The sequence below is a fragment of the Polaromonas sp. AER18D-145 genome, assembly GCF_002379095.1.
GTDB lineage: Bacteria > Pseudomonadota > Gammaproteobacteria > Burkholderiales > Burkholderiaceae_C > Polaromonas.
The window spans coordinates 15345-41661 of the sequence record NZ_NBZV01000031.1 but is presented as its reverse complement, the minus strand read 5'-3'; the positions used below and the strand labels follow the sequence as shown (position 1 = coordinate 41661).

Here is a 26317-nt window from a genome sequence, read left to right as displayed (position 1 = left end):
CTGCCCCGGACTCCGATCCGGGGGGATCCATGTCCGCAAGAAGCGGCGCCCTGTTCCACCACCATGGATTGCGGGTCAGGCCCGCAATGACAAGACCGGGGGTATTCCTGTGGGAACACTAGCTCTCGCCGCCAAAATCACCCACGTGCCCTCGATGTACCTCAGCGAGCTGGACGGCCCGCGCCAGGGCACGCGGCAGGACGCGATTGATGGCCACCTGGAAATGGACCGACGTTGCCGCGCCCTGGGCGTGGACACCCTCGTGGTGTTCGACACGCACTGGCTGGTCAATGCGAATTACCACATCAACTGCGCGCCGCACTTCAAGGGCCTGTACACCAGCAACGAGCTGCCGCACTTCATCAGCAACATGGGCTTCGAGTTTCCGGGCAACCCGGCACTGGGCCAGCTGCTGGCCAAAGTCTGCAATGCGCACGGCGTCGAAACACTGGCGCACGACGCCACCACGCTGAACCCGGAGTACGGCACGCTGGTGCCCATGCGTTACATGAACGCCGACCAGCACTACCAGGTGGTGTCGGTCTCGGCGCTGTGCCAGGCGCATTACCTGAACGACAGCGCACGCCTGGGCTGGGCCATGCGCCGCGCGATTGAAGACGAGTACGACGGCACCGTGGCCTTTTTTGCGAGTGGCTCGCTGTCGCACCGTTTTGCGCAGAACGGCCTGGCACCCGACTACGCGTTCAAGGTCTGGAGCCCCTTCCTCGAAACGCTGGACCATGAGGTGGTGCGCATGTGGCAGCGCGGCGACTGGAAGGACTTCTGCGCCATGTTGCCCGAGTACGCCGCCAAGGGCCATGGCGAAGGTTTCATGCACGACACCGCCATGCTGCTGGGCGCCTTGGGCTGGTCCGACTACGACGGCCAGGCCGAGGTCATCACGCCCTACTTCGGCGCCTCGGGCACGGGGCAGATCAACGCGGTGTTTCCGGTCACGCCGCAGACCGGCGCCGCCATTCCCGCCGCGCAGGCTTCGTCCGCGCAGGGCTACCAGGCCGTGAGCCGACTCTGACCCAACAAGACAACATGCCACACCTCGTCATCCTCTACACCCCCAACCTCGAGACCGCCAGCGACATGACGGCGCTGTGCCGCGCGCTGGCCGACACCATGCTGGCCGTGCAGGACGACGAAGGAAAGCAGGTCTTTCCCACCGGCGGCACGCGTGTGCTGGCCTATCCGGCCGCGCATTACGCGGTGGCCGACGGGAAGCAGGACTACGCCTTTGTCTACCTGAACCTGCGCATGGCCGCCGGCCGCTCGGACGCTACCAAAAAGAGAGCTGGTGACGCTTTGCTGGCGGTCGCCACGGCCCATTTTGACCCCTTGATGAAGGACCGGCTGATCGGCATCACACTGCAGGTGGACGAAAGCCCCGGCCAGGTCTACGACGGCAAACACAGCAACCTACACCCTCTCTTCCAGAAAACCTGACCATGTTCAGTCCCGAACTCATTGCCCAGCTGGCCGTCGAACTGGACCACAGCGAGAAGACCCGCGTGCAGGTCGAGCATTTTTCAAAACGTTACCCCGGCATGAGCGTCGCGGACGGTTACGCCATTTCGCGCGCCTGGGTGCAGATGAAGATCGCCGGAGGGCGCGTGGCCAGGGGCCACAAGATCGGCCTGACCTCGCGCGCGATGCAGATCTCCAGCCAGATTGACGAGCCCGACTACGGCACGCTGCTGGACGACATGTTTTTCGAGCCCGGCGACATTCCGGCGGCTCGCTTCATCGCGCCGCGCGTGGAAGTGGAGCTGGCCTTCATCCTGAAGAAAAAGCTGGAAGGCACACACATCACGATCGACGACGTGCTGGACGCGACCGACTATGTACAACCCGCGATCGAGATCATCGACGCGCGCATCGAGCAGTTCGACCGCCACAGCAAAACCATGCGCAAGGTGCAGGACACCATCAGCGACAACGCCGCCAACGCCGGCATCGTGCTGGGCGGCCGCAAGGTGTCGCCGCAGGGCATCGACCTGCCCTGGGTCGGCGCCATCCTGCGCCAGAATGGCGTGGTCGAGGAAACCGGACTGGCCGCAGGTGTGCAGGGCCACCCGGCGACTGGCGTGGCCTGGCTGGCCATGAAACTCGCCCCCTGGGGCGAAGGCCTGCAAGCCGGCGAGGTGGTGCTGGCCGGCTCCTTCACCCGGCCGGTCGCCGCGAAAGCCGGCGACCGCTTCGACGCCGACTACGGACCCCTCGGTCGTTTTGAATTTCACTTTGTTTAAAGATACCCCATGCAAACACCCCTGAATCCCTTCAAGCAGGCCATCGCCGAAAAACGCGCGCAGATCGGGCTCTGGCTGGGCCTGGCCAGTCCCTACAGCACCGAAATCTGCGCCGGCGCCGGTTTTGACTGGCTGCTGATCGACGGTGAGCACGCTCCCAACGACATCAACAGCATCCTGGCGCAGTTGCAGGTGCTTGCCGGCTACCCCGGCTCGCACGCGATTGCACGTGTGCCCATGGGCCACGGCCATGTCGGCGAAGCGCTGATCAAGCAGTACCTGGACATCGGCGTGCAGACCTTGCTGGTGCCCATGGTGGACACGCCCGCGCAGGCCGCCGCGCTGGTGCGCGCCTCGCGTTATCCGCAAGCCGACGGCCAGGGCGGCATACGCGGCATGGGCGGTGCCCGTGCCTCGCGCTGGGGCCGCTACCCGCAGTACGCGCATGAAGCCAACGCACAGGTTTGCCTGCTGGTGCAGGCCGAGACGCAGGCCGCGCTCGACAACCTGGACGCCATCGCCGCCGTGGACGGTGTAGACGGTGTCTTCATCGGCCCGGCCGATCTGTCGGCGTCCATGGGCCATGTGGGCAACCCGGCCCATCCCGAGGTGCAGGCGGCGATTGCCGACGCCATCGAGCGCATCACCCGCGCCGGCAAGGCCGCCGGCATCCTGTCGCCCGACGAAGCCACGGCGCGCAGGTACCTGGCCCTGGGCGCCACCTTTGTGGCCGTGGGGCTGGACACCCACCTGCTGGTCCGGGCCACCAGCGCGCTGGCTGCCGCTTTCAAAACAGCGGCGGCGCCCGCGCCTGTCAGCAAGACCTATTGACCGGAGACCGCCATGAACGCCATCCTCCAGAAACCCGGCATCCATCCCGACGAATGGAAAACCCGCGTCGAGCTGGCCGCCTGTTACCGCGTGTTTGCCATGCTCGGCTGGACCGAGATGATCTACAACCACATCACGGTGCGGCTGCCGGACAGCGTAACCGGCGGCCAGAAGCAGTTTCTGATCAACCCCTTCGGCCTGCACTACAGCGAGGTCACCGCCTCCAACCTGGTGAAGATCGACCTGCAGGGCCGGGTGCTGGACGGCTCGACCCACCGGGTCAACCCGGCGGGCTTCACCGTGCATGCGGCGATTCACGACGGCCTGCCCGATGCCCACTGCGTGATGCACACCCACACCACCGCCGGCGTGGCGGTCGCCTGCCTGCAGGGCGGCCTGCAGCAGACCAACTTCTACACGGCCCAGCTGCATGACAAGGTCGCTTACCACGACTTCGAAGGCATCACCATCCACGCCGAGGAAGGCCCGCGCCTGGTCAACAACATCGGCACGCGGCAGGCAGTGATCTTGCGCAACCACGGCCTGCTGGCCTGGGGCCACACCCTGCCGCAGGCCTTTGCCATTTTGTGGACGCTGCAGCGTGCCTGCGAAATCCAGCTGGCCACCTTCAGCATGGGCCCGGCAATTCCGGTGACAGAAGAAGTGGCGCAAAAATCCACGCGCGACGCGCTGCAGTTCCAGCCGGCCTACGGCGCCGGCCAGGATGTCTTTGACGCGCTGGTGCGGCAGGTCGACCGGCTCGACAACAGCTATCAAAACTAGAGCGCCATGCGCCCGTCAATAAAGGGCCAGAAGCCAAAATGACTCACAAAACAATCAACACAGCCTGTATTTACGGCGCCGGCGCCATCGGTGGCTGGCTGGGCGCCGGACTCGCGGCGGCGGGCTGCGACGTCAGCGTGGTGGCGCGCGGTGCGACGCTGGAAGCGTTGAACAGCCACGGCCTGCGCGTGGCAAGCGGGACGGACACGCGTTCCGTGGCTGTGCGTGCCAACGCCGACCCGGCCGCGCTGGGCGTGCAGGACCTGGTGGTGATCGCGGTGAAGGCGCCGGCGCTGCTCGACGTGGCACGCCAGATCGCACCGCTGATCGGCCCCGAGACCCTCGTCCTGACTGCCATGAACGGCGTGCCCTGGTGGTTCTTCCAGGGTTTTGGCGGCCCGTACGCCGGCACCCAACTGAAGGCGGTGGACGCCACCGGCGAAATCGCCGCGGCCATTCCGGCGGCGAACATCATCGGCTGCGTCGTGCATGCGAGTTGCTCGGTCGATGCGCCCGGCGTGATCCGCCATCATTTCGGCAACGGGCTCATCATCGGCGAGCCTTCGGGCGCGCAAAGCCCGCGTGTGCAGGCGCTGGCAGACCTGCTGGTGCGCGCCGGTTTTGCGGCCAGCGTGTCGGCGCAGATCCAGAAAGACGCCTGGTACAAGCTCTGGGGCAACATGACGGTCAACCCGATCAGCGCCTTCACCGGTGCCACCACCGACCTGATCCTCGGCGATGCCCTAGTGCGCGACTTCATCTCCAAGATCATGCTCGAAGCCAAAGAGATAGGCGCACGCATCGGCATCCCGATCGCCCAGCAACCGGAAGACCGGCATGCGGTGACGCTCAAGCTGGGCGCCTTCAAGACCTCCATGCTGCAGGACGTGGAAGCCGGCAAGGCGGTCGAGCTCGACGCCCTGGTCAGCGTGGTGAAGGAACTGGGCGAGCTGACGCAGGTGCCCACCCCCTTCACCGACGCGCTGCTCGGTCTGTCGCGCCTGCATGCCCGCGTTCACGGGCTTTACCCATGAGCACCCGCCGGGCCCTGAGCGGCACCGCCTTTGCCACCCTGCTGCTGATCGCCCTGATGATGGGCGCCAACCACGTGGCGGCACGCCTGGCTTTCAACAACGGCGTGGACGTCGCCACGGCGGTGGCTTTCCGCAGCGTGGTCACTGCCCTGGCGGTGGCGGCCCTGCTGGCCATCCAGCGTGTGCCCCTGCGCTTCACCGCGCGCAACAAACGCATCCTGCCGGTCATCGGCCTGTTGATCGCGGTGCAAAGCCTGTGCCTGTATTCGGCCGTCGCACGGCTGCCGGTGGCGCTGGCCCTGCTGGCCTTCAACACCTACCCGATCTGGACGGCGCTGTGGGACTGGGTGCTGTACCGGCGCTCGCCCGAGCGCGCCCTGCTGCTGGCCATGCCGGTGATCCTGATCGGGCTGGCGCTGGCGCTCGACGTGCTGGGCGCCGCGTCGGGCCTGGGCGCGGCCGGGCAGTGGGGCCGCATCGGCACCGGCGTGGCCTTTGCGCTGGCGGCGGCGGCCACCTTCGGCGTGGCGCTGGTGCTGACCCAGCACGAGGCCGGTGATGTCGATGGCCGCGTGCGCACCCTGACCACCATGAGCATCGTCGGCCTGTTTGCTCTGGCGGGCGTGGCCGTGCAAGGCGGCTTCCAGCTGCCGCAGGCGCCCATCGGCTGGTGGGGCCTGGCCGCGCTGACCTTTCTGTACGGCACGGCCTTCACCATCATGTTCACCGTGCTGCCCAAACTCGGCGTGGTCGGCAACTCGGCCATCATGAACGTGGAGCCGGTGTTCGCGCTGGTGCTGGCTTGGCTGATTTTGGGGCAAGCGATTGCGCCGGTGCAAGTGGCTGGCGCGCTGCTGGTGGTTGGCGCGGTGATGGTGCTGGGCTTGCGCAAGCGCTGAGCCCGCGCCGACGGAACCGGGGTTCTCAGCCGGCGCCCCTGATCAGCCTGATCGCGTGGGGCAGGGAATGCGCGGCAGGAATGAAATAATCCAGCGTGACGCCCAGCAGCACCGCGCAGAAAAACGCGCCCAGCAAGGGCTTCCAGGTCAGCCGGACCGCCGCGGACAGCCAGCCTTCGCGCACCACACGCACCGCCGTGCGCGCCGACACATAGGAGAAAGCCAACTCCACCGCCACCGTGAGCAGGGCTTCCCAGCCGAAGTAGAGCAGCAGCAACGACCCGGTCCCGAGCAGGAGGGCGCAACCTATCAGGAAAATGGCCACCACGGGAACCACGACGACAGCACCTTCGTCGGCACTGCCCGCTGCCTCGAGCGCTCCGCTGGCAATATCCCCCAACCCTGGAGATGCCTGCGTCGCACTGGAAAAATCGCCGGTCGCACCCCCTCCGCCGAAATCGCCACCGCCACCCGACAGAAAAGCGGTGTCCGGGACTGACATGCCGGGGTTCAGGCCGCCGCCCACATCCGGCACGGGAAGGTCGGCACTGAAGCCATCTCCCCTGGACGCAGGCGCGACAAGCGCTGCCGCCCAGATGCGCAGGACCAGCAGGTAACTCAGGTAGCCGATGCCCAGGGTCACCGCGTAACGCAAGGCCAGCGAATCCGAACCCATCAGCATCTGCAAATGCGCCGTCGCCCACATCACCCCCATCACGATGGAGCCGATGCAGGCCCCGTGCAGCCACAGCCAGTGTCTCTGGCGCAACTGCCTCTCCACACTGCTTTCCCAAAGCCGAACCGATCGCCAGTTCGACAGATTGATCATTCGGCTACCACCACCGGCACGCGCGGTGCCACGGCACACATCAGCTCATAACCGACCGTGCCCGCTGCCGCGGCGATCTCGTCAATCGACAAGACGGCGCCGCCCGGAGACTGCCCCCACAAGGTCACGTCCGACCCCATGCCCGCATTGGGCACCGGTGTCAGGTCCACCGTGATCATGTCCATGCTGACGCGGCCCACCATGCGTGTGCGCACGCCCTGAACCAGCACCGGCGTGCCCGTGGTGCAGTGCCGGGGGTAGCCGTCTGCATAACCGCAGGCCACGACGCCGATGCGCAGCGGGCCGTCGGCCGTGAAGCTGGAGCCGTAGCCCACCGTGTCGCCCGCCACCAGGTGTTGCACGCCAATGATTTTCGACGCCAGCGTCAGGGTCGGCAGCAAGCCCCAGTCGGCGGCACTGTGTTCGGGGAAATCGGGTGAACTGCCATACACCGCGATGCCGGGCCGCACCCAGTCGGACTTCTCGCCGATGGCCAAGCCGTGGCGCAGGGTGGCCGCGCTGTTGCTGAGCGTGCGCTCGCCGGGCAGGTCATGGGTGACCGCCTCGAAGACCTGCAGCTGGTGGGCAATCCCGCGCGCGCCGTCGGCGTCGCTGAAATGGGTCATCAGCGAAATTTCTTCCACCTGCGGCAAGGCGTTCAGCCGCGTCCAGGCCGCGCGGTAACGCTCGGGCGTGAAGCCCAGGCGGTTCATGCCAGAGTTCATCTTGAGGAAGACGCGGTGCGGCACCTGGGTCTTGTGGGCCGCCAGCATGTCGATCTGCTCGTCGCAGTGAATGGCGTGCCACAGGCCCAGGCGTGAACACAGCTCAAGGTCGCGCGCGTCAAAACAGCCCTCCAGCAGCAGGATGGGGCCGCGCCAGTCCAGCGCGCGCAGGCGCTGGGCCTCGGCCAGGTCCAGCAGGGCAAAACCGTCGGCGCTGCGCAGCGCATCAAACACGCGTTCGATGCCGTGGCCGTAGGCGTTGGCCTTGACGACAGCCCAGACCCGGGCGTCCGGCGCGGCAGCGCGCGCGCGCGCCAGGTTGTGGCTGACGGCGGCGGCATGAACAGTGGCAAGAATGGGGCGGGGCATGTCAGGCAACGGCTCGTGGTGGTGGTGGGAAACAGGACGGGGCGAGGGTTAACGCAGGCTTGTCAAGGCCTATTTGTCGATTCTGCCATCCTGCCGCGTGCTATAAACCTCGATAGTCAGGAGACATTCACTTATATCGTGCCGCATCAGACTGCCTGATGCATTCGCCACAGTGACCCACACCGTTCAATGAAGCTGAAGCGCGGTTTTTACACCATCATGGCAGCCCAGTTTTTCAGCTCGCTGGCTGATAACGCGCTGTTCGTCGCCGCCGTGGAGCTGCTCAGAACCAGTGGCGCGCCCAAATGGCAACCGGCTGCGCTGGTGCCGATGTTTGCACTGTTTTATGTGGTGCTGGCGCCCTTTGTCGGCGCCTTTGCCGATGCGCAGCCCAAGGGCAAGGTCATGTTCATCAGCAATGCCATCAAGGTGGTGGGCTGCCTGATGATGCTGTTCGGCACGCACCCGTTGATGGCCTATGCGATTGTCGGCCTGGGCGCTGCCGCCTATTCACCGGCCAAATACGGCATCCTCACCGAGTTGCTGCCGGCCTCCCAGCTGGTCAAGGCCAACGGCTGGATCGAAGGCCTGACGATTGCCTCCATCATCCTGGGGGTGCTGCTCGGCGGCCAACTGGTCGGCCATTCGGTGTCGCACCTGTTGCTGTCGTTCGACTTCCCCGTCATCAGCACCGGCATCGACACGCCGCCCGAGGCGGCCATCTGCGCGCTGATCCTTCTGTATGCGATCGCGGCCTGGTTCAACACGCGGATTCCGCTGACCGGCGTGGAGATGCGCCCGATGCCGCGCAACAAGCTCGAGCTGCTGCCCGACTTCTGGAACTGCAATTCGGCCCTGTGGCGTGACAAGCTGGGCCAGATTTCGCTGGCCACCACCACGCTGTTCTGGGGCGTGTCGGGCAACCTACGTTACATCGTGCTGGCCTGGAGCGCGGCGGCCCTGGGCTACAGCACCACGCAGGCGTCGTCGCTGGTGGGGGTGGTGGCCATCGGCACGGCTGCCGGTGCGATCCTGGCGTCGATGCGCATGCGGCTGGAACACGCCACCCTGGTGATGCCACTGGGCATCGCCATGGGTGTGCTGGTGATCCTGATGAATTTCATCACCAACGTCTGGGTGGCCGCACCTTTCCTGATCTTGCTCGGCGGGCTGGGCGGCTTCCTGGTGGTGCCGATGAACGCGCTGCTGCAGCACCGCGGCCACAACCTGATGGGCGCCGGCCGCTCCATCGCCGTGCAGAACTTCAACGAGCAGGCCTGCATTCTGGCGCTGGGCGCCGGCTACAGCCTGTCCACCGGCATGGGCCTGTCGGCCTTCGGCGCGATCACCGCCTTTGGTGTGGTGGTGGCCGGCTTCATGTGGCTGATCCAGCGCTGGCACAAAAGCAACTGCATCAAGTACAAAGAGCAGGTGGACCACCTGCTGACCATCGCGCGCAGCGACAACTCGCACTGATGTGGCAGACATGGATGGGCGGCCATGCCGCGGCCCCGGAGGGTCAGACGCCGTGAACCACCGTGGCGCCACGCTGGCTGCATCCGCGCTGGTCTTCAACGCCTTTGTCTGGGGCGTGTCCTGGTGGCCGTTTCGCGAGCTGCAGTCGCAGGGCCTGCATCCCCTGTGGGCCACCGCGCTGATCTACTTCTTCTCTCTGGCCTGCGTGGCGCTGGTCTGGCGCGGGGGCTGGCGCGGCTTTGCCCGACACCCCCAGCTGTGGCTGCTGGCCGTGGCGGCGGGTTTGACCAACGTCGGGTTCAACTGGGCCGTGACCGTCGGGGACGTGGTGCGGGTGGTGCTGCTGTTTTACCTGATGCCGGCGTGGTCCGTGTTGCTGGCCTGGGGCCTGCTGGGAGAAAAACCGACCCGCACTTCGCTGCTGCGCCTGGCGCTGGCGATGGCGGGTGTGCTGATCGTGCTGAAGTCGCCGGACTCGCCCTGGCCGGTGCCGCACAGCGCGGCCGACTGGCTCGCCCTGATGGGAGGCCTGAGTTTTGCCGCCACCAACGTGCTGCTGCGCAAGCTGGCGTACACGCCCAGCGAATCACGCATGATGGCCATGTTTGGCGGCGGCGGCCTCATGGCCATCGCCACCGCATTGCTGGGCATGGCCTGGCACATCGTGCCGGCGCCGGTCTGGAGCACCTCGTGGGCCGGTGTGGCGCTGGGCCTGGCCGTGGCCTTCCTGTTCAGCAACATGGCGCTGCAGTATGGCGCGGCGCGCCTGGCGGCCAGCACCACCGCACTGGTGATGCTGACCGAGATCCTGTTTGCCAGCCTGTCGGCGGCCGCGCTGGGCGCAGCGGAATTCAGCCCGCGTACCCTGCTGGGCGGCAGCCTGATTGTGCTGGCCGCCGCGCTGGCAGCACTGGCCCCTGCGCCATCTCCCCCCAAATAGCTTTCGGGTTTTTCGGCAAGCTGCCGTACAGTGGCAGATCAACCGGGAGCGCACCATGAGCAGCATTTACGACTTCGCAGCGCGGCAGATCAACGGCCAGGACATTGCGCTTTCGCAATTCAAGGGCAAGGTCATGCTGATCGTGAACACGGCCAGCCAATGCGGCTTCACGCCGCAGTTCGGCGGCCTCGAAGAGCTGCACAAGGCCTACACCGGCAAAGGCCTGGTGGTGCTGGGTTTCCCGTGCAACCAGTTCGGCGCCCAGGACCCGGGCGCCGACGGCGAGATTGCCGAGTTCTGCCAGGTCAACTATGGCGTGAGTTTTCCGATGATGGGCAAGATCGACGTCAACGGCCCGGCCGCGCACCCGCTGTACAAGTGGCTGTCGTCGGAAGCGCCCGGCCTGCTGGGCAGCAAGGCCATCAAGTGGAACTTCACCAAGTTCCTGGTCGGCAAGGACGGCCAGGTGATCCGGCGGTATGCACCGACCGACAAGCCGGCCGACCTGGCGAAAGACGTGGAAGCTGCTCTGGCCGCCTGATTCACAACAAAATCCGGATCTTTCCCTTTATTCACGGACGCCATCAGCTACTGATTTGATAGCGAATCGTCGAGCACTTCGATCCAGTGTCGCACCGGCGTGGCCGTGCCGCTTTGCAGGTGGGTGATGCAGCCGATGTTGGCCGACACAATCACTTCGGGCATCATCTCGCCCAGATTCGCCAGCTTGCGGTCGCGCAGCTGGAAGGCAATCTCCGGGTTCAGCACCGAGTAGGTGCCGGCGGAACCGCAGCACAGATGCGCCTCGCAGCTGGCGACCTTCACGTCGAAGCCCAGGGCGCCCAGATGTTGCTCAACGCCGCCACGCAGCTGCTGGCCGTGCTGCAGGGTGCAGGGCGGATGAAACGCGATCTGGCCGGCCTGGGCCGTCACGCGCGCACGCAGCGGCTCCACCAGTTCGGGCAGCAGCTCGCTCAGGTCACGCGTCAGTTCGCTGATGCGCGCCGCCTTGCCCGCATAGGCCGGGTCGTCCTGCAAGTGGTAGCCGTACTCCTTGACGGTGACGCCGCAGCCCGAGGCGTTCATGACAATCGCCTCCACACCCGCCTCCACATGCGGCCACCAGGCGTCGATGTTGCGGCGCATCTCGGCCTTGCCGCCGTCCTGGTCGTTCAGGTGAAACTTGACGGCGCCGCAGCAGCCGGCCTTGGCTGCCACCACGGTCTGGATGCCCGCCGCGTCGAGCACACGCGCCGTCGCGGTGTTGATGTTGGGCATCATGGCCGGTTGCACGCAGCCGGCCAGCATCAGCATCTTGCGGGGGTGTTCACGCTGCGGCCAGCGGCCCGCTGGCTGGCGCGCCGGCACCTTGTTCTTCAGCGCCGCGGGCAGCAGGCCACGCACGGCCTGACCAAGTTTCATGGCCGGTGCAAACAGCGGCGACGGCAGGCCTTCTTTCAGCGCCCAGCGCACCACGCTCTCGGAAGCGGGCCGCGGCACCCGCTCATCGACCAGCTTGCGGCCAATGTCGACCAGGTGGCCGTACTGCACGCCGCTGGGACAGGTGGTCTCGCAGTTGCGGCAGGTCAGGCAGCGGTCCAGGTGCAGCTGGGTCTTGCGCGTCGGCGCCTGGCCTTCGAGCACCTGCTTGATCAGGTAGATGCGCCCACGCGGTCCGTCGAGTTCGTCGCCGAGCAGCTGGTAGGTCGGGCAGGTCGCGGTGCAAAAACCGCAGTGCACACATTTGCGCAGAATTGCTTCGGCCGCCTGGCCGTCGGCGCTGTTCTTGAATTCGGGGGCGAGGTGGGTTTGCATCAGAAGTCGGGGTAAAGGCGGCCGCGGTTGAAAATTCCGGCGGGATCGAACTCTTTCTTGAGCTGCCGGTGAATCCGGTCCAGCGGCGGTTTCAAGGGATCAAATCGACCCTCGGCCATTTCAGGACGGGCACCACCAGCTATAAAAAGCGTAGCGGATCCGCCAACGGCGGCAGCGGCATGGCGCAGGCGCTGCGCCTCGCCGGCGGCGGCCCGCACCCAGCGCTGCGCCCCGTGCCATTCGACCAGCGGCGGCTCGGGCAGGTCCAGCACTGGCGCGGTCTGCGGCACCGACAGGCGCCACAGGTCGCGCTCGCCGCGCTCGAGAAACCAGGGCAGCTGCTGGTCGCGGCACAAGGTCCAGTCGGGCGCGGCCGCGGCCTGGTCCTGGCGTTCGCCGCCCAGTGTTTTGCAGGCGGCCTCGACCGCTGCGATGGCGCCGCGCAAACGCAGGTACAGGGTGGGTGCGCCGGCGTCGTCGACCCAGCAGCTGGCATTGAGCGGCAAGGGCTGCCCACCCCAGCGATTCAACTTTGCCAAGGCCTCTGACTGGCTCATTCCGAACTTCAGCGTGGCCTCGGCTGGCGCGACCGGCAACACCTTGAGGCTCAGTTCCGTGAGAAGCCCCAGCGTGCCCATGGCGCCCGCCATCAGCCGGGAGACGTCGTAACCTGCCACGTTTTTCATGACCTGGCCGCCAAAGGTCAGCAACTCGCCCTTGCCATTGAGCAGGGTGGCGCCCAGCACATAGTCGCGCACGGCACCCACACTGGCGCGCGCCGGGCCGCTCAGGCCGGCGGCGACCATGCCCCCCACCGTGGCGCCCGGCCCGAACCGGGGCGGCTCGAAAGGCAGGCACTGGCCGCGTTCGGCCAGCAGCGCTTCAAGTTCGGCCAGTGGTGTGCCGGCCCGCACGGTGACCACCAGTTCGGTAGGCTCGTAACTGGTGATGCCCGCCAGCGGCGTGACGTCCAGCACCTCGCCCTGCGGCGTCTGGCCGTAGAAGTCCTTGCTGCCACCGCCGCGTATGCGCAGTGGCGTGCCGCTGGCTGCCGCGGCCTGCACCCGGTCGATGATCAATTGAAGCGCTGAGTCCATGGTCCTGATGGTAAGGGGGCGCCGGTCGGCCGGGTTTGATATTTTTGAACGGCGGCTGTTCGCTTTTTTTGGGGGGGGTCAGCCCGGGTCCGCGAAGAAGTTGACCGGCAGACCGGGCACATCGACGCGCATGGAAAACACGCAGCCGGACTGCGGCAGCGCTTCGAGCTCTGTGGCCGGTCGCCCATGACGCGCCGTGGTCAGGTAGAGCGTCTGCAGGTCGTCGCCGCCAAAACACACCATGGTCGGGCACACCACGGGGGTGGGCATGTCGGCCAGCAGTTCGCCGCCCGGCGACAGCTTGAGCACGCGCCCGCCCTCGTACATGGCCACCCAGTAATTGCCCTCGCTGTCCACCGCTGCGCCGTCGGGCCGGCCGCCATACCCCGGCATGCCGGCCTGCCAGCCGGACGGCTTGGGCGGGAACTGCCGGAACACGCGCTGCCGGGCCAGGGTGTTGCTGGCGGCGTCCCAGTCCCAGGCATGGATGACATGGCCGGTCGTGTCGGCCCAGTACAGGGTCCGGCTGTCGGCGGACCAGGCCAGGCCGTTGCCCACGGTCGCGTCGCCGGCCATGCGCAGCAGCGCCGGTGTGTGGCCCGCCCGGCTGTCCAGGCAATACAGCGCCGCCTCGCGCGCATCACGCGGCTCGTAAATGGTGCCGGCCCAGAAGCGGCCCAGCGGGTCACATTTGCCGTCGTTGAAGCGGGTGGTTCGCGGGTCGTGCGCGGCCTCGGCCAGTTTCTCCAGCGGACAGCCCCAGGTCCGCGCCCGGTAGATGCCGTCGCGCAGCGCGACCACGAGCCCGCCGCTTCGCGCCGGTGCAATGCAGCCGGGCTCCAGGTCGTGCGGGGCGGCCATGGCCCAGCTTTCCACCGTGCCCATGAACACATTGCTGCGCTTGATTTTTTTACCCGCGATATCCACCCAGTAAAGCAGCTGCTCGTCGGGGTGCCACAACGGCGATTCGCCCAGTTCGCTGGGCTGCGCCACCGTGGTCGTCCAGATCACGGCGCAGGCTCCACCTGGATGCTCATGTGGGCACTCATCGATTCGCCCGGTGCCAGCACCTGGATGCCCAGCTCATCGGCCTGGCCCGCGCCAGCCTGCAGCAGGTTGACGGCATTGTTGACATGGCTGACCGGCTCGATCGCCACAAAGTCCCGCTTGGGGTTGGTGAACACCACCAGGCGGCCCAGGTTGGACGCGATGCGTGTGTGCATTTTTTCGTCATGCAGATGCACCACGCCGTTCCAGCCGTCAAAGCAGTGGTCCACATCGAGCGCGCCGCAGTCCACATCGAGTCCGTGCGCCGGCTGGCGGTGGGTCGGCAGTTTTTCCTCGTTCATCTCCCAGCGCCCGGTCGCTTCAAACGTGATGCGGCTGCGGCTGCGCTTGACGAAGTAGGGGTGCCAGCCGAGACCGGCCGGCGCCGGCGTGGCTGACTGGTTGGTCATGCTCAGTGTGAGTTCGAGGATGTTTCCACTGAGGCGGAAAGTCTGCGAGGCGTCAAAGGCAAACGGCCAGGAGGCGTCGGCGCCGTGTTCGAAGGCGAGCATCAGGAGCTGCTCGTCCTGCTCGAGCACCTGCCAGGGCCGCTGCCAGCCCAGGCCGTGGATGGCGTGCGGTTCCGGCCCGTTGTTCTGCACCAGCGGATGGCTGGTGCCCTGCCACTTCAGCCTGGCATGCCCGACACGGTTGGAAAACGGCACCAATGGATAACTGCCGGCCAGGCGCACCGACATCAGCTCGCTGGCGGGCGTCGAGCGCAGCACAGGCAGGTCGCCCAGCCAGAGGCCGGCTATGCAGCCCCCCAGGTCGGGCTTGATGTCACAACGCAGGCTGGCGCTGGACAAGGTGATGGGCTCGGTCATGGGCAGGTCTCCTGCCGACATTGTGCACCGGTGGACAAACAGCCCAGGCAAAAAAAAGCCCGCCAGAACCGAAGTTCTTGCGGGCTCAACATCCAAAGGAGACTCTCGCTATTTATCCCAAATTCATTCAAGCTGCCGTGGCCACCCGGGGGCGGCCACGGCTTGTGCCGGTCAGCGGCTGTAGGCGGCTTCACCGTGCGACGTGATGTCGAGGCCTTCGCGCTCGTCTTCTTCGCTGACACGCAGGCCGATGGTCAGGTCCACCACCTTGTAGGCGATGAAGGACACCACACCGGACCAGACAATCGTGATCAACACCGCCTTGAGCTGGATCCAGACCTGGGCAACGATGGAGTAATCCGCCGCCGTCACCATGGTGGCCGTGACCCAGTCCGCCACGTAGCCGGGGCCCCCCAGGCTGGGGGAATTGAACACGCCGGTCAGCAGGGCACCGAGGATACCGCCGATGCCGTGCACGCCGAACACGTCGAGCGAATCGTCCGCGCCCAGCATTTTCTTCAGGCCATTGACACCCCAGAGGCAGGCAAAACCAGCCACCAAGCCAATGATCAGGCCGCCGCCGATGCCGACGTTGCCGGCTGCCGGCGTGATCGCCACCAGGCCAGCGACTGCACCGGATGCTGCACCCAGCATCGACGCCTTGCCGCGCATCAGCGCTTCACCGACACACCAGGCCAGCACCGCGGCTGCCGTGGCACCCAGGGTGTTGATGAAGGCCAGGGCGGCGAAGCCGTTGGCTTCCAGCGCGGAACCGGCGTTGAAACCGAACCAGCCGACCCACAGCAGGGCGGAACCGACCATGGTCAGTGTCAGGCTGTGGGGCGCCATGGCTTCCTTGCCGTAGCCGATACGCTTGCCGACCATGTAGGCGCCGACCAGACCAGCGACAGCGGCGTTGATGTGCACGACGGTACCGCCGGCAAAATCAAGCGCACCCGACTGCCAGATGTAACCGGCTTTGGAGGTCATCTCGTCAACAACTTCCTTGGCGGTGTAGGCGTCAGGGCCCATCCAGAACCAGACCATGTGGGCCATCGGTGCGTAGCTGAAGGTGAACCAGATGACCATGAACATCAGCACGGCGGAGAACTTCATGCGTTCGGCAAAGGCGCCAACGATCAGTGCGCAGGTGATGCCGGCGAAGGTGGCCTGGAAGGCGGCGAAGATGATTTCAGGAATCACAACGCCCTTGCTGAAGGTGGCTGCATTGGCAAAAGTTCCGGCAGCGTTGTCCCAGACACCCTTCATGAACAGCCGGTCAAAGCCGCCGAAGAAGGCATTCCCCTCGGTGAACGCCAGGCTGTAGCCGTAAATGAACCACAACACGACGATCATCGAGAAGGTGACCATGACCTGCATGAGCACCGACAGCATGTTTTTGCTGCGGACCAGGCCGCCATAGAACAGGGCCAGACCGGGGATGGTCATCAGGATCACCAGCATGGTCGACACCATCATCCAGGCCGTATCGCCCTTGTTGGGGACGGCGGCAGGTGCGGCAGGTGCCGCTGCTTCGGCTGCAGCCGGTGCAGCCATCGCTGCAGGAGCGGCCGCCGGTGCGGCGGCTTCAGACGCCGCGGGGGCAGCCGCCGGCGCCTGTGCCAGCACGGCGGCGCCGGAAGTCAGCAGGCTCAGTCCCAGAGCCAGGGAGGCAAGTAGTTTTTTCATGTCTATTTCTCTTTTTAGGGTTGAGGCTTAGAGCGCTTCCTTGCCGGTTTCACCGGTGCGGATACGCACGACCTGCTCGAGGTTGTAGACGAAGACCTTGCCGTCGCCGATCTTGCCGGTACGGGCTGCGCCCTCGACGGCTTCGATGACGCGGTCCACCAGCTCGTCGGATACCGCGGCCTCGATCTTGACCTTGGGCAGGAAGTCCACCACGTATTCAGCGCCGCGGTACAGCTCCGTGTGGCCTTTCTGGCGGCCGAAGCCCTTGACTTCGGTCACGGTGATGCCCTGCACACCAATGCCGGACAGCGCCTCGCGCACTTCGTCCAGCTTGAACGGTTTGATAATGGCCGTTACGAGTTTCATGAGTTCTCCTTTGCCTCAGCTTCTAAGCCGTGTTATTTCAGAAACTTTTCTTGACGGACAGGACCAGGCCATCCTTGGCGAGGTCACGGGTGCCCGAACCAGGCAGGGTGTAGGGCGCGCCCAGGCCGTTGGTGCCCACCACCGCCAGGCTCACCACCAGCCCGTCGATGTCCTTGTTGACGGCCACCGAGTAGTCCGTGTAGGAATTGCCGTTCTTGATTTTCTGCGCGCCGATGTGCGGCACGATGGACCAGCCGGAACCCAGGTCAAAGTTGGCGCTGAGGTCGAGGTAGCCGCTGTTCTTGCTGTTGGCCGTGCCAAACAGGTTGGTCGTGGCGTGCGAGTACTTGGCCGTGACGATGCCGAAGGTGAGGGCGCCGTACAGCTCGAAGGTGTTCGGGCTGACCTGCCCGGCCGTCTTTTTCATGTTGTTGCCGGCATACCAGTAGTAGAGGCCGCCGACGTCATAACCCACGCTTTCGGACAACGCACCTTTGTAGCCGCCGTAGAGGTCGATCTCGACCGGGCCTTTGGTCGTGTTGGGATTGGCGGTGGTGTCTTTCAGCCAGCTGATGGTCGAAGCCCAGGTACCGAGGTAAAAGCCGCTTTTGTGGGCGTAGTCAATGCCGCCATTCAGCGCTGGTTTCTTGCCGGTCTGCGAAATGCCGCGGTAGCGGTAGTCGGTGGTGGCGCCGACGTTGTAGGACAGGGTGTAGTCCGGCGCAGGGGCTGCGGTCTGGGCAAAGGCCGAACCTGCCAGGGCAAGTACCATCACCAGCATTGATTTTTTGGCGGCTGATTTCATTGAGGGCTCCATGGATAGTTAAAAAGGGAATTTGGCGCGTTGAACACTTAGCATGGAGCGTGCCAAATTTTGTAGACCTGAAGCTCCTTCGTCGTCGTCAGGAAGGGCTGACGCGTTAACTTGAACTGGAATAAATACAAGATGCGCACCGAACAAGTGCATCAATGTATGCTTGTTTTTGGTGCATGAGGGAGAAATCGACAAATGAGCTTATCTTTAGTGCAGAGTCGCGCCTTGCTGGGCATGCAGGCGCACCCGGTCTGCGTCGAAGTGCATCTGGCCAACGGCTTGCCAAGTTTTACGCTGGTGGGTCTGGCGGAAACAGAGGTCAAGGAAGCGCGTGAGCGGGTGAGGTCGGCCATCCAGAACACCGGGCTGGAGTTTCCCGGCAACAAACGCATCACCGTGAACCTGGCGCCAGCCGACCTGCCCAAGGACTCCGGTCGCTTCGATTTGCCAATTGCGCTGGGCATTCTGGCGGCCAGTGGCCAGATCGACACCGCCAAGCTCGCAGGTTACGAGTTTGCCGGCGAGCTGTCGCTGGGCGGGGAATTGCGCCCCATACGCGGCGCCTTGGCCATGAGCCTGGCCCTGCCCGGCCGGGACGCCGGCCAGCCCCGACCCCGGCTGGTGCTGCCGGGCGGCAGCGCCGAGGAAGCGGCGCTGGTGCCGGATGCGGAGGTCTACCGGGCCCACCACCTGCTCGACGTGGTCAGGCAATTTCTGCCGGGCGACATGGTTCCCGAGGACACGGGCGGCTGGGTCCGGCTCCAGCCCAGCGCACCGCAGGACGCCACCCCTTACCCGGACCTGTCCGACGTCAAGGGCCAGGCGGCGGCCAAGCGCGCACTGGAGATTGCCGCCGCTGGCAGCCACAGCCTGCTGATGGTGGGCGCGCCGGGCTCGGGCAAGTCCATGTTGGCCCAGCGTTTTGCCGGCCTGCTGCCGGCCATGAGCACCGCCGAGGCGCTCGAAAGCGCAGCCGTCGCCTCGCTCGGCGGCCGCTTTTCGCTGGACAGCTGGGCGGTGCGGCCCACCTGCGCTCCGCACCATACCGCTAGCGCCGTGGCCCTGGTCGGCGGCGGCTCGCCGCCCCGGCCCGGTGAAATTTCACTGGCGCACCACGGCGTTTTATTCCTTGATGAACTCCCCGAATTCCCGCGAGCCGCGCTGGAAGCCCTGCGCGAACCGCTGGAGTCAGGCACCATCACGATCTCCCGCGCCGCCCAGCGCGCCGAGTTTCCGGCCCGCTTCCAGTTGATCGCAGCCATGAACCCCTGCCCCTGCGGCTACCTCGGCTCCAGCCTGCGCGCCTGCCGCTGCTCGCCGGACCAGGTCTCGCGTTATGTAGGTGTTCAGAGTTATTGCACATTGATCAAAGTTATTGCATTACCTTGGTCAAAGTTGCTGCCCATATCCGTAAGACCCGTATCCGGTCGAGGGGTAAGGAGGAGGAGCACCTCTCTATTTCATTGTCCCAAACACAGGGGCCCCAAGCCTCTTCACTTGGCGTGATCCCAAGCTTTGAAGCTAGCCGCGCGGTCGCATATCTATGGCCGGCGCCAATGCACGTGTAGCTACGGCTTTTATATATCTCTCGATCGTTGTAGATAACGCTGCTGCTACTCGGTTTTTTGGGTAATACGGCATGTGCGCAGTTGCGTGCGCAAGACAGTTTCTGTCACTCGACAAAACAGCATGCTCTAAGACGTGCCTGGAGCTCATCCAGAGGAGAAAGAGCACGCTCAATTTCCAAAGCTATATGTTTTGGTTTTCAAAGCATGCACATTGGAGTTTCACGAACGTCAAACATCAAAAAAGCTTCGCCTTTTTTACTTTGAAATTTGTGATTTCGCGTCTAGCATTTGACGCTCCCAATCGTCCGCACAGCCATTAATCCCCTCATGGCATCCAACGAAAGCACATCATGAAATAAAAAAAAGCCGCGAACCCGAAGGCTGGCGGCGTATGTAGTCGATTTATTGTAGAAGTCAGAGATCTGCAGTATGTCATTCGACTAATTCCCCAGTCAAGCCAAACCGACCCAATCACAGAACTTTTTTTTGTTGTGAGGGATTTCTGTTGTCTTTTGAATACTGGAGAAAGCGATGACCACATCGTTAATGGAGAGATTTGCCCTGTTGGTAGGGCGAGATCCGCTCTTTCGTCCCCGTCGGATCGTCACCCGCAGCGGTGCGCGAGTACGCGGGATTTTCCCCTCCCATCGTTTCAGCCGGGCCCTCCACTGGGAATCTGCGTTAGAAAGAGCGCTGATTTACCGCCTTGAGTGCTCCTGGCTTGTTGTCGATGCCTGCACCCAGCCCACAACAGTGAGCGTTCCGTCCGCTGACGGAACTCGATTTCGACTACACACCCGACGCGCTTGTCCTGGATGCCACCGGGCGACTCATCTGCATAGAGTGCAAACCACAGCATCGCCTTTTGAGTTCCGAACTCCGTGCTCGGTTGATCGACATCAGAAATTACCTCCGCCGGCTCGGGGTGCATTTTGTGATCGCGACAGAGGCCACCCTTGCGTCGGAGGTATGTCTTCAAAACACACGCCTGCTAGCACGGGCCCACAGAGACGCGGCCACTCCCAACCCCAATTTGGCCATCCTCAAGCCGCTTCTGGCAGAACGTCCGAGCACCTACGGCGCGCTTGTTCGCCTTTTCGGCTCCCGAACCAGTCTGTCGGCACTGGCTTGCGGCCTGGTGTATTTCGACGTGCATTCGGCCCTTTGCTTAAACACTCCGCTGACGTACACGCTCAAGGAGAAGTTTGATGCAGCTGGTTTCATTTACACCAAACCGGTCAATCTCGCTGTTCCACCAGAACTACGTGATTGTTTCTACATCCGGCAATAGCGAACTCGTACTTCGAGACGACCAAAACGTCGAAACGGTATGGACTGTCGAGTCACTAATCGGTCACTACATCAGCGGAAACCTCCGCGCCGGCACCACGATTACGAACGGCAGTCCTTCTTCTACGGCAAAGAGGATTTCAACGCGCCTTGTTGGCGACGTTAGCGAGCGGTCGAAGGAGGAAGGCCTGGCTCGCAATAGCTACGTCGGCGCAATATTGGCCAGCGGCGTGCCTATTCGAAGTAACAGCAGCGCCCTTTCAAAGGTCGTAGCCTTGGTCAGTGAAAAACTGGGAAGAGTACGAAGCCCGTCCTTTTCCACAATTCAACGTTGGCTAAGCAAATACCGGCGGCAAAGCGGGTCCAACTCAGCGCTTATCCCCTATTTCGACCGGCGCGGTGGTGTTGGGAAAAGCCGACTGTCTACCTTGGCTGATCTTGCAATGAAGGCCGCGATTGACAACGTCTACATGACAACTGAGAGATACACCGTCACGCGAGTCCATCAAACCTTGATTGCCGATCTATCCGAAAAGAACAAGTGGCGACCCAAAACCGCTCAGATCCCCATCCCCTCCTACTCAACCTTTCGCCGTGCCATCGCCAAGCGTTCAGGCTATGAAGTCACGGCCTCGCGAGAAGGCGCAAGGACCGCCGACCGTCGCTATCGCTCCTCAAGCTCGAGCCCTGAAAACTACGGCTTGAACCAGTGTTGGGAGATTGACCATTCGGTGCTCGACCTGTTTGTGGTCGATCAGCACACAGGGTTAGTACTAGGACGCCCTCGCGTAACGGTAATCGTCGACCATTTCAGTCGAAGTGTCATGGGGGTCGACATTGATTTTTCTGGCCCATCAACACAGGCTGTCCTGAATTGCATAAAGGCGGCGATCCTGCCGAAAACGGAACTCCTGAAGAGCTTTCCCGGAATCGTTGGTGGTTGGCCTTGTTACGGGCTGCCGATGGTAATCAAGTGCGACAACGCGCCAGAGTTTCATGCCACGACTCTTCAGGATGCGTGCTTTGCCCTGGGAATCGAGTTGCAATACTGCCCGGTTAAGCAACCGTGGTTCAAGGGACGCGTAGAGCGTTTTTTCAGGACGTTTAGCGAGCAGGCAATGGCGGGCCTCCCAGGAGCAACAGGGGCCCATCTCTACAAACTCAGTGAGGACCAAAACCCTGAGAAGTTTGCTGTGATGGAGCTCCAGGAGCTTCAAGCCTACGTGTACATGTGGATCGTGGACGTCTACATGACTGGCCCTCAGGAGAACAGAGGCAGTCCTTTAAACATTTGGAATCGTTTTTTTTTGATCGAAGAATCGTTTGTGCCTGGCGATCTGGATGAGCTATCTGTAATCTGCTGCGAGTCTGCGACTCGGGTGATTACCCACATTGGAATAGAAATGGAGAACTGCGTGTTTAACAGCGAAGAGCTACAGGAGATCAGGAGGAGGTCTCCGGCCGGCAGGAAAGTTTCAGTTGAAGTGAAATACAACCGCTGCTTAATGAATCACATTTGGGTTACCGAACCGACCAGTCTGGTTCGGATTCAAATTCTCAATTCAGATCCAGCCACGCGCGATTTGTCTTCACAGCAGATCGGTGCAATACGGAAGATGCAGCGCGAGCTCCAGGATCAAGGTCACATCGTAGGACGCGCGCAAGCCTTTGAAAAGCTAAAGCTAGCCGCTCGCGCACAGCTCTACGCAAAGACGCAAAGCAAGCGCAGGCAAGCCAGAAAGATTCTCGGCGTCGAAATGGAGGCTGACCAAATTGCCCCAAAGACAAAAAAGATGACCAAGCCGAAACGCGCGTCAAAGCCGCGAGTTACTCCTCACCAACTGTTGGCCATCGGCGTTTCACCGGACTCCCCACCAAAAAAGGGCCCTGACAAGCCGGACATGAGCCCTGTAGCGCTCCCTATCTATAACGTCGTCACAAGCGCGTAAAGAGACATCATGGCCATCAAAAGAGTTGAGTTCCCCGCATTTCGGGAGGCCTGGGAGGCGATTAAGGAAGCCCACGCAGATTCGGGCTCAGATTGCAATCCGATGAACATGTTTTTGCTCGGCGTCTCAGGCGTCGGTAAAAGTTTTCTACTTCGGCAGTATGAAGCAGCGCATCCCAAGATCCACACTGACGAGTTGACGGTAATCCCCGTCCTATTCATAACCATTCCCTCGTCTCCGACACGGCGAGGCATATACGTCGCGTTTCTTGAAGGCTTGGGTCAGGATGGCAGCAGAGGATCTACCGCCCAATTGCAGCGAAGGGCAAAAATTCTTTGTCAGAAGGTCGGCGTAGAGATCATTTTCATTGATGAGATCCAGCACTTTCTGGACCGAGGTCAGGCCCATGCGCATGCTGCAGCGGCTGATACCTTGAAAGAGATGTTGGACTTGCTAGGCCGCCCGGCTGTTTTTTCAGGCGCGCCCAGGTCGCGAATCCTGTTTAACCACAACAGTCAGCTTCGCTCACGGATCATGACAACCATAAGGCTTTGGCCTTTTGATCTGAACCAGATTCTCCCCCTCCGAGGATTTGTGCACGCATTGACAGCGGACTTTCCGGAGGCGAGCCGTCAATGGCTTTCGAGCGACGAGGTGGCAACTCGCATTTTTTTTGCGACTGATGGGATTCATCGCAACATAGCCGGCTTGCTTAAGCTGATTTCGAAGTCTTCGGCCAACAACGTCGCCCCTGACTTTGCTTGTCTCAAGAAAGTGTTTGAAAGGAAATGGAGCCCTTCAGATGCGACGCTAAACCCCTTTCATGAGCGCTTTCCAATGCGCAGATTAAACCTGCAGGGAGAACCATTCATGCCAACTTATCTCGATGGCGACGACCACGCCGACTTCTTTCATCCCACCGGAACAGCGACGTATGAAACAGTCTGATCTCACAATCAAGGACAGCCGGCTTGAGTTCCTGGTACGTCCTAAACCTTTCGGCCTTGGCAGCGCCGCCGCGTTTCATTGGGAGTCACAAGCCTCGTGGCTAGCCAGATTTTTCATCGCAAACGGGCGGGACACGATCTCTCACCCGGGTGAAGCTAAATATTGGCGACTTGGAGCGATGGATAGTGGGCCCAAACAGGCCGCGTGGCAGGATCAGCTCGCAAAACTTTCCGGTCATGAAGTCAGTCAATTCGGTTTCACCGGTTTTGGGAACAAAGTTCAGCCGCATGGCGCAGACGGGGTATCGTGGAGTTACGTTGGCGGTCTCAACATGAGTGCCCTCGGTTCTGGGCATGTAGTCTGTGCGCATTGCCTCGCGGATGACGAGGTCCCGTATTGGCGCAAAAGCTGGCGAATGGCATTCATCGTTGACTGTCCCTTCCACCGGACGCCAATGCTGGAGGCATGCCAAGGGTGCGGTGCGACCTTTTCCCTGCAAAGGAAACTTCCGCCCTCCCTTAGTCACTGCCCAAGTTGCTCTCGGCTGATCGTAGCGGGATCACTTTCTCAGCCTTCTGTGTCGACAAAGTCGGTCTGGGTTGACCTCTTCGACGTACTGCCTTGCCACCGCAGCAATCTCAAACGGTTGTCTGGTCGACATGAGCTTGCGCTGGAGATTTTAAGTAGCTGGCCGGACTTTATATGGCTCTTCAACTTCCTTGCCGGTATCGCATGTAAAGCTGATCCTAAGAACGATTGGTTCCACTCGCTCGTCGGTATGACCAGTACTGGCATTAGAGTAGAGCGTTTTTGCCACTGCAGGATTGCCGAGCGGCGTCAAGTTCTCACTTTTGTGGAAATCCTGCTCAACGAATTCGGCATCAAGTTTGCGCAGATGCTGCGCAACAAAAGGCCTGATGTTCGGTTGCTGGAAGGCTTCTCTTATATTGCGGGCCGCTCGCTCGGGAGTCGAGGAAAGCGCACTGAAACAGATGCATCCTCTCCACCGGAGCGGCGACTAAAATGAAGTCCCTAACGAGCGCGTTGCTGGTGCGGACACCCCCGATTGTTTCTGCTACGGATAGGGAGTCTTTACAGTCCTGGATATTTCGATTAGCTCAAGCAAATGGATTCGAAAACTGTGGCCAGCTCTTTTCGAATGAGGGCATCAAGGTGCCCAGCAATGTGGCTCTCGATGTGGCGCCTGAGCGCTGGGGCCTTTTCGACTGTTTAAATCACATGACTCTCTATCCCCATGCTCGCTTGGCGGAGCTGGCACTTGCTGAGGAAACACTGGCACTTTCCAATACCAGCTCACCCGCCTTGGCCAGATGGGTTTTGACAGCCGCCATTGGCGATGCAAGCAGAGGCAGTCGATATTCGGTTTGTCCAACGTGCATTACGGAAGATGTGACTTGTTACTGGCGGCGCAAATGGCGATTATCCACATCGACTTTTTGCGCGCGGCATCGCACGATGCTTTTGGATCGATGTCCGGTCTGCCAATCCGCTTTCACTTTGTCTGGAACGAGAAAAACTCCTTTAAATCGGTGCAGCAACTGCGAATGTGAGCTTGCCTCCACTGCAAAGCTCAGCGCTAGATTTCGGCCCGCGTTTTGGCGGCAAGCGACACCGACCGCTGCGGGCTTTTCTTCATTTCCAGTTCCCCTTGCCTACAGCCACTTGTGGTGGGACGGCATACGTGTGTTGCTCCACGTCCTTACCCGGCCGCAACTTGCAAGAAGATTGGGGCGGTCCACTCTCCCGCCCGCACTCGGTAGGGTTTTTACCCGCATTAGCGCTCAAGATCGCACTGACTTCGATAAACGTTCTGTTGAAGATAGGCACGAACTTCTAAACTTCATGGATTGGGCAACACAGGATTGGCCCACCCGATTTGTTCTCTCAATGAGAGAGGCCGACATATCTTGGACTCAATTCTCGTCCTGTGAAATCGAAATGCCATATTGGCTCTTAGCCGTGTGCGGGTTTGACCTCAATAAACGTCGTTATCAAGTCTCCAGCGGGGAAGTCCGAGCGGTCTCAGCGTTGCTCGCGTGCAGTGGTGTTTTGGTCTCCAAGATAGCTTTAAAACGCGTCCTAGGGATAGCGGAGGCAAAGACTTTGGATGCCCAGTACCCAGCGAGAAAGCTAGGGCTCACTGAAACGGAGCTGCTTTTAGTTGCGGAGACTCTCGACCTCCACCTTCGCAATGCCTCCAGTGGTCGAGACGTTCAAGCGGTACTTTTGAGAGACGCTTGCTGCATCGCAGCCGCGGCCTGGCGGTGCATTTCACTTCGATCTGCGTCAACGCTGGTACTTAACGATGGGTATCAGCTAAGGAGGGAATGGGGCGCTGCCTCCGGCGAGGCTGGGGTCAGGGGGAGTACTGCTCAACTTTTCGACAGATGGATGGCCCTCTATCTAAACGGGACAAGAGTGAGATTTGAGCGGTTTGGGCCACCGCAAAATGCACTATTTTTGTCCCGATTCGGGAAGCCCACCGCCGGCTTCGGCTTGGCAGCCAGATTTGCGGCGCTACTGCGCTCTTGCGGTATTCAAGACTGGGCTCGAGGGGCTAGGTTGCTTGTGGGCGTCGCTTAGGTGCTAGAGCCCAATCGGCCGGCGTTACGGCTGAATGATTTCTCGCCCAACCGGCGCAAACGACAAATGTTCACCGCCATGCTTATCCGAATCAAAGGCTTTAAGGCGTTCTTCCAGAGTCGGTTGCCCGACTTGCCCGGGGTCACAGAGATGTTGAAC

25 protein-coding genes are annotated in these 26317 nt (G+C 62.4%); 16 read left to right on the top strand and 9 right to left on the bottom strand.

Translation table 11 applies throughout. The features are described 5' to 3' along the window. Positions 1-109 precede the first annotated feature (109 nt). From hpaD to B7G52_RS15420, 7 genes are read left to right on the top strand one after another with little or no spacing between them, the layout of a single operon-like run. Entirely contained in the window at positions 110-1033 is a 924-nt protein-coding gene (hpaD, locus tag B7G52_RS15450; RefSeq protein ID WP_096698440.1) for a 3,4-dihydroxyphenylacetate 2,3-dioxygenase, read from the top strand. A 14-nt stretch (positions 1034-1047) separates the two neighbouring features. After that, positions 1048-1455 carry a 5-carboxymethyl-2-hydroxymuconate Delta-isomerase gene (locus B7G52_RS15445; protein WP_096698439.1) on the top strand — a complete coding sequence of 136 codons (408 nt, stop codon included), beginning with the start codon at positions 1048-1050 and terminating at the stop codon, positions 1453-1455. Between the two features lie 2 nt (positions 1456-1457). Continuing rightward, on the top strand, positions 1458-2258 hold the full coding sequence (gene hpaH, locus B7G52_RS15440; protein WP_096698438.1) for a 2-oxo-hept-4-ene-1,7-dioate hydratase: 801 nt from the start codon (positions 1458-1460) through the stop codon (positions 2256-2258). A 9-nt stretch (positions 2259-2267) separates the two neighbouring features. Continuing rightward, positions 2268-3089 carry an aldolase/citrate lyase family protein gene (locus tag B7G52_RS15435; protein ID WP_096698437.1) on the top strand — a complete coding sequence of 274 codons (822 nt, stop codon included), beginning with the start codon at positions 2268-2270 and terminating at the stop codon, positions 3087-3089. A gap of 12 nt (positions 3090-3101) precedes the next feature. Then, a complete protein-coding gene (locus tag B7G52_RS15430; RefSeq protein ID WP_096698436.1) occupies positions 3102-3872 on the top strand; it encodes a class II aldolase/adducin family protein in 771 nt (256 codons plus the stop codon). 38 nt (positions 3873-3910) lie between these two features. Beyond that, the gene (locus B7G52_RS15425) at positions 3911-4906 is read left to right on the top strand and encodes a 2-dehydropantoate 2-reductase (RefSeq protein ID WP_096698435.1); all 996 of its coding nucleotides are present in this window, start codon (positions 3911-3913) and stop codon (positions 4904-4906) included. Further along, on the top strand, positions 4903-5805 hold the full coding sequence (locus B7G52_RS15420) for a DMT family transporter (protein WP_096698434.1): 903 nt from the start codon (positions 4903-4905) through the stop codon (positions 5803-5805). Before B7G52_RS15425 ends, B7G52_RS15420 begins: the two co-directional genes overlap by 4 nt. Before the next feature lie 25 nt (positions 5806-5830). Here the strand turns inward: B7G52_RS15420 and B7G52_RS15415 are convergent, their stop codons facing one another. Beyond that, positions 5831-6634: a hypothetical protein gene (locus B7G52_RS15415; protein ID WP_096698433.1), complete on the bottom strand. Its 804-nt coding sequence runs from the start codon at positions 6632-6634 to the stop codon at positions 5831-5833. Then, the gene (alr, locus tag B7G52_RS15410) at positions 6631-7728 is read right to left on the bottom strand and encodes an alanine racemase (RefSeq protein ID WP_096698432.1); all 1098 of its coding nucleotides are present in this window, start codon (positions 7726-7728) and stop codon (positions 6631-6633) included. Before alr ends, B7G52_RS15415 begins: the two co-directional genes overlap by 4 nt. A 195-nt stretch (positions 7729-7923) precedes the next feature. On the opposite strand from alr, the gene lplT reads away from it, so the two are divergent. From lplT to B7G52_RS15395, 3 genes are read left to right on the top strand one after another with little or no spacing between them, the layout of a single operon-like run. Then, positions 7924-9204, top strand: a complete 1281-nt coding sequence (lplT, locus tag B7G52_RS15405) for a lysophospholipid transporter LplT (protein WP_096698458.1) — start codon at positions 7924-7926, stop codon at positions 9202-9204. Positions 9205-9214: 10 nt separating this feature from the next. Beyond that, positions 9215-10144 carry a DMT family transporter gene (locus B7G52_RS15400; RefSeq protein WP_096698431.1) on the top strand — a complete coding sequence of 310 codons (930 nt, stop codon included), beginning with the start codon at positions 9215-9217 and terminating at the stop codon, positions 10142-10144. A 55-nt stretch (positions 10145-10199) separates the two neighbouring features. Next, positions 10200-10685 carry a glutathione peroxidase gene (locus tag B7G52_RS15395; protein ID WP_096698430.1) on the top strand — a complete coding sequence of 162 codons (486 nt, stop codon included), beginning with the start codon at positions 10200-10202 and terminating at the stop codon, positions 10683-10685. 47 nt (positions 10686-10732) lie between these two features. On the opposite strand, the gene glcF is transcribed toward B7G52_RS15395, so the two are convergent. The 7 genes from glcF to B7G52_RS15360 form a co-directional block, all read right to left on the bottom strand. Beyond that, positions 10733-11959 (bottom strand): glycolate oxidase subunit GlcF, encoded by a 1227-nt coding sequence (gene glcF, locus B7G52_RS15390; protein WP_096698429.1) that lies wholly within the window; start codon positions 11957-11959, stop codon positions 10733-10735. After that, positions 11959-13056 (bottom strand): glycolate oxidase subunit GlcE, encoded by a 1098-nt coding sequence (glcE, locus tag B7G52_RS15385; protein WP_096698428.1) that lies wholly within the window; start codon positions 13054-13056, stop codon positions 11959-11961. The genes glcF and glcE overlap by 1 nt, the downstream gene beginning before the upstream one ends. A gap of 78 nt (positions 13057-13134) precedes the next feature. After that, positions 13135-14064: an SMP-30/gluconolactonase/LRE family protein gene (locus tag B7G52_RS15380; protein ID WP_371329027.1), complete on the bottom strand. Its 930-nt coding sequence runs from the start codon at positions 14062-14064 to the stop codon at positions 13135-13137. After that, complete coding sequence (locus tag B7G52_RS15375; protein ID WP_096698426.1) at positions 14064-14930, bottom strand: aldose 1-epimerase; 867 nt, start codon at positions 14928-14930, stop codon at positions 14064-14066. The genes B7G52_RS15380 and B7G52_RS15375 overlap by 1 nt, the downstream gene beginning before the upstream one ends. 171 nt (positions 14931-15101) lie before the next feature. Further along, positions 15102-16619, bottom strand: coding sequence for an ammonium transporter (locus B7G52_RS15370; RefSeq protein ID WP_096698425.1), 1518 nt, complete (start codon positions 16617-16619; stop codon positions 15102-15104). A 27-nt stretch (positions 16620-16646) separates the two neighbouring features. Beyond that, positions 16647-16985 (bottom strand): P-II family nitrogen regulator, encoded by a 339-nt coding sequence (glnK, locus tag B7G52_RS15365; RefSeq protein WP_077591625.1) that lies wholly within the window; start codon positions 16983-16985, stop codon positions 16647-16649. Between the two features lie 37 nt (positions 16986-17022). Further along, positions 17023-17790 (bottom strand): TorF family putative porin, encoded by a 768-nt coding sequence (locus B7G52_RS15360; protein WP_240523479.1) that lies wholly within the window; start codon positions 17788-17790, stop codon positions 17023-17025. 204 nt (positions 17791-17994) lie between these two features. Between B7G52_RS15360 and B7G52_RS15355 the strand changes: the two genes are divergently transcribed. The 6 genes from B7G52_RS15355 (at position 17995) to B7G52_RS24480 (ending at position 26158) form a co-directional block, all read left to right on the top strand. Further along, complete coding sequence (locus B7G52_RS15355; protein ID WP_240523478.1) at positions 17995-19305, top strand: YifB family Mg chelatase-like AAA ATPase; 1311 nt, start codon at positions 17995-17997, stop codon at positions 19303-19305. Positions 19306-20232: 927 nt separating this feature from the next. Beyond that, positions 20233-20658, top strand: coding sequence for a hypothetical protein (locus tag B7G52_RS23650; protein WP_170954781.1), 426 nt, complete (start codon positions 20233-20235; stop codon positions 20656-20658). Next, complete coding sequence (locus B7G52_RS15350) at positions 20576-22606, top strand: DDE-type integrase/transposase/recombinase (RefSeq protein ID WP_096698424.1); 2031 nt, start codon at positions 20576-20578, stop codon at positions 22604-22606. The genes B7G52_RS23650 and B7G52_RS15350 overlap by 83 nt, the downstream gene beginning before the upstream one ends. Before the next feature lie 9 nt (positions 22607-22615). Next, complete coding sequence (locus B7G52_RS15345) at positions 22616-23554, top strand: TniB family NTP-binding protein (protein WP_096698423.1); 939 nt, start codon at positions 22616-22618, stop codon at positions 23552-23554. Beyond that, positions 23541-24581 carry a TniQ family protein gene (locus B7G52_RS15340; protein ID WP_170954780.1) on the top strand — a complete coding sequence of 347 codons (1041 nt, stop codon included), beginning with the start codon at positions 23541-23543 and terminating at the stop codon, positions 24579-24581. Before B7G52_RS15345 ends, B7G52_RS15340 begins: the two co-directional genes overlap by 14 nt. Then, complete coding sequence (locus B7G52_RS24480) at positions 24578-26158, top strand: TniQ family protein (protein ID WP_096698421.1); 1581 nt, start codon at positions 24578-24580, stop codon at positions 26156-26158. Before B7G52_RS15340 ends, B7G52_RS24480 begins: the two co-directional genes overlap by 4 nt. Positions 26159-26317 lie beyond the last annotated feature (159 nt).

Excerpts from the sequence above, each read along its gene's own strand:
- B7G52_RS15395 (WP_096698430.1), top strand. The coding sequence starts at position 10,200 with ATGAGCAGCATTTACGACTTCGCAGCGCGGCAGATCAACGGCCAGGAC.
- B7G52_RS15340 (WP_170954780.1), top strand. The coding sequence starts at position 23,541 with ATGAAACAGTCTGATCTCACAATCAAGGACAGCCGGCTTGAGTTCCTG.
- B7G52_RS15435 (WP_096698437.1), top strand. The coding sequence starts at position 2,268 with ATGCAAACACCCCTGAATCCCTTCAAGCAGGCCATCGCCGAAAAACGC.
- B7G52_RS15415 (WP_096698433.1), bottom strand. The coding sequence starts at position 6,634 with ATGATCAATCTGTCGAACTGGCGATCGGTTCGGCTTTGGGAAAGCAGT.
- alr (WP_096698432.1), bottom strand. The coding sequence starts at position 7,728 with ATGCCCCGCCCCATTCTTGCCACTGTTCATGCCGCCGCCGTCAGCCAC.
- B7G52_RS15370 (WP_096698425.1), bottom strand. The coding sequence starts at position 16,619 with ATGAAAAAACTACTTGCCTCCCTGGCTCTGGGACTGAGCCTGCTGACT.
- B7G52_RS24480 (WP_096698421.1), top strand. The coding sequence starts at position 24,578 with ATGAAGTCCCTAACGAGCGCGTTGCTGGTGCGGACACCCCCGATTGTT.
- B7G52_RS15420 (WP_096698434.1), top strand. The coding sequence starts at position 4,903 with ATGAGCACCCGCCGGGCCCTGAGCGGCACCGCCTTTGCCACCCTGCTG.
- B7G52_RS15400 (WP_096698431.1), top strand. The coding sequence starts at position 9,215 with ATGGATGGGCGGCCATGCCGCGGCCCCGGAGGGTCAGACGCCGTGAAC.
- glcE (WP_096698428.1), bottom strand. The coding sequence starts at position 13,056 with ATGGACTCAGCGCTTCAATTGATCATCGACCGGGTGCAGGCCGCGGCA.
- glcF (WP_096698429.1), bottom strand. The coding sequence starts at position 11,959 with ATGCAAACCCACCTCGCCCCCGAATTCAAGAACAGCGCCGACGGCCAG.
- B7G52_RS15355 (WP_240523478.1), top strand. The coding sequence starts at position 17,995 with ATGAGCTTATCTTTAGTGCAGAGTCGCGCCTTGCTGGGCATGCAGGCG.
- B7G52_RS15345 (WP_096698423.1), top strand. The coding sequence starts at position 22,616 with ATGGCCATCAAAAGAGTTGAGTTCCCCGCATTTCGGGAGGCCTGGGAG.
- B7G52_RS15425 (WP_096698435.1), top strand. The coding sequence starts at position 3,911 with ATGACTCACAAAACAATCAACACAGCCTGTATTTACGGCGCCGGCGCC.
- B7G52_RS15350 (WP_096698424.1), top strand. The coding sequence starts at position 20,576 with ATGCAGCTGGTTTCATTTACACCAAACCGGTCAATCTCGCTGTTCCAC.
- B7G52_RS15360 (WP_240523479.1), bottom strand. The coding sequence starts at position 17,790 with ATGAAATCAGCCGCCAAAAAATCAATGCTGGTGATGGTACTTGCCCTG.
- B7G52_RS15445 (WP_096698439.1), top strand. The coding sequence starts at position 1,048 with ATGCCACACCTCGTCATCCTCTACACCCCCAACCTCGAGACCGCCAGC.
- B7G52_RS15430 (WP_096698436.1), top strand. The coding sequence starts at position 3,102 with ATGAACGCCATCCTCCAGAAACCCGGCATCCATCCCGACGAATGGAAA.
- B7G52_RS15375 (WP_096698426.1), bottom strand. The coding sequence starts at position 14,930 with ATGACCGAGCCCATCACCTTGTCCAGCGCCAGCCTGCGTTGTGACATC.
- glnK (WP_077591625.1), bottom strand. The coding sequence starts at position 16,985 with ATGAAACTCGTAACGGCCATTATCAAACCGTTCAAGCTGGACGAAGTG.
- hpaH (WP_096698438.1), top strand. The coding sequence starts at position 1,458 with ATGTTCAGTCCCGAACTCATTGCCCAGCTGGCCGTCGAACTGGACCAC.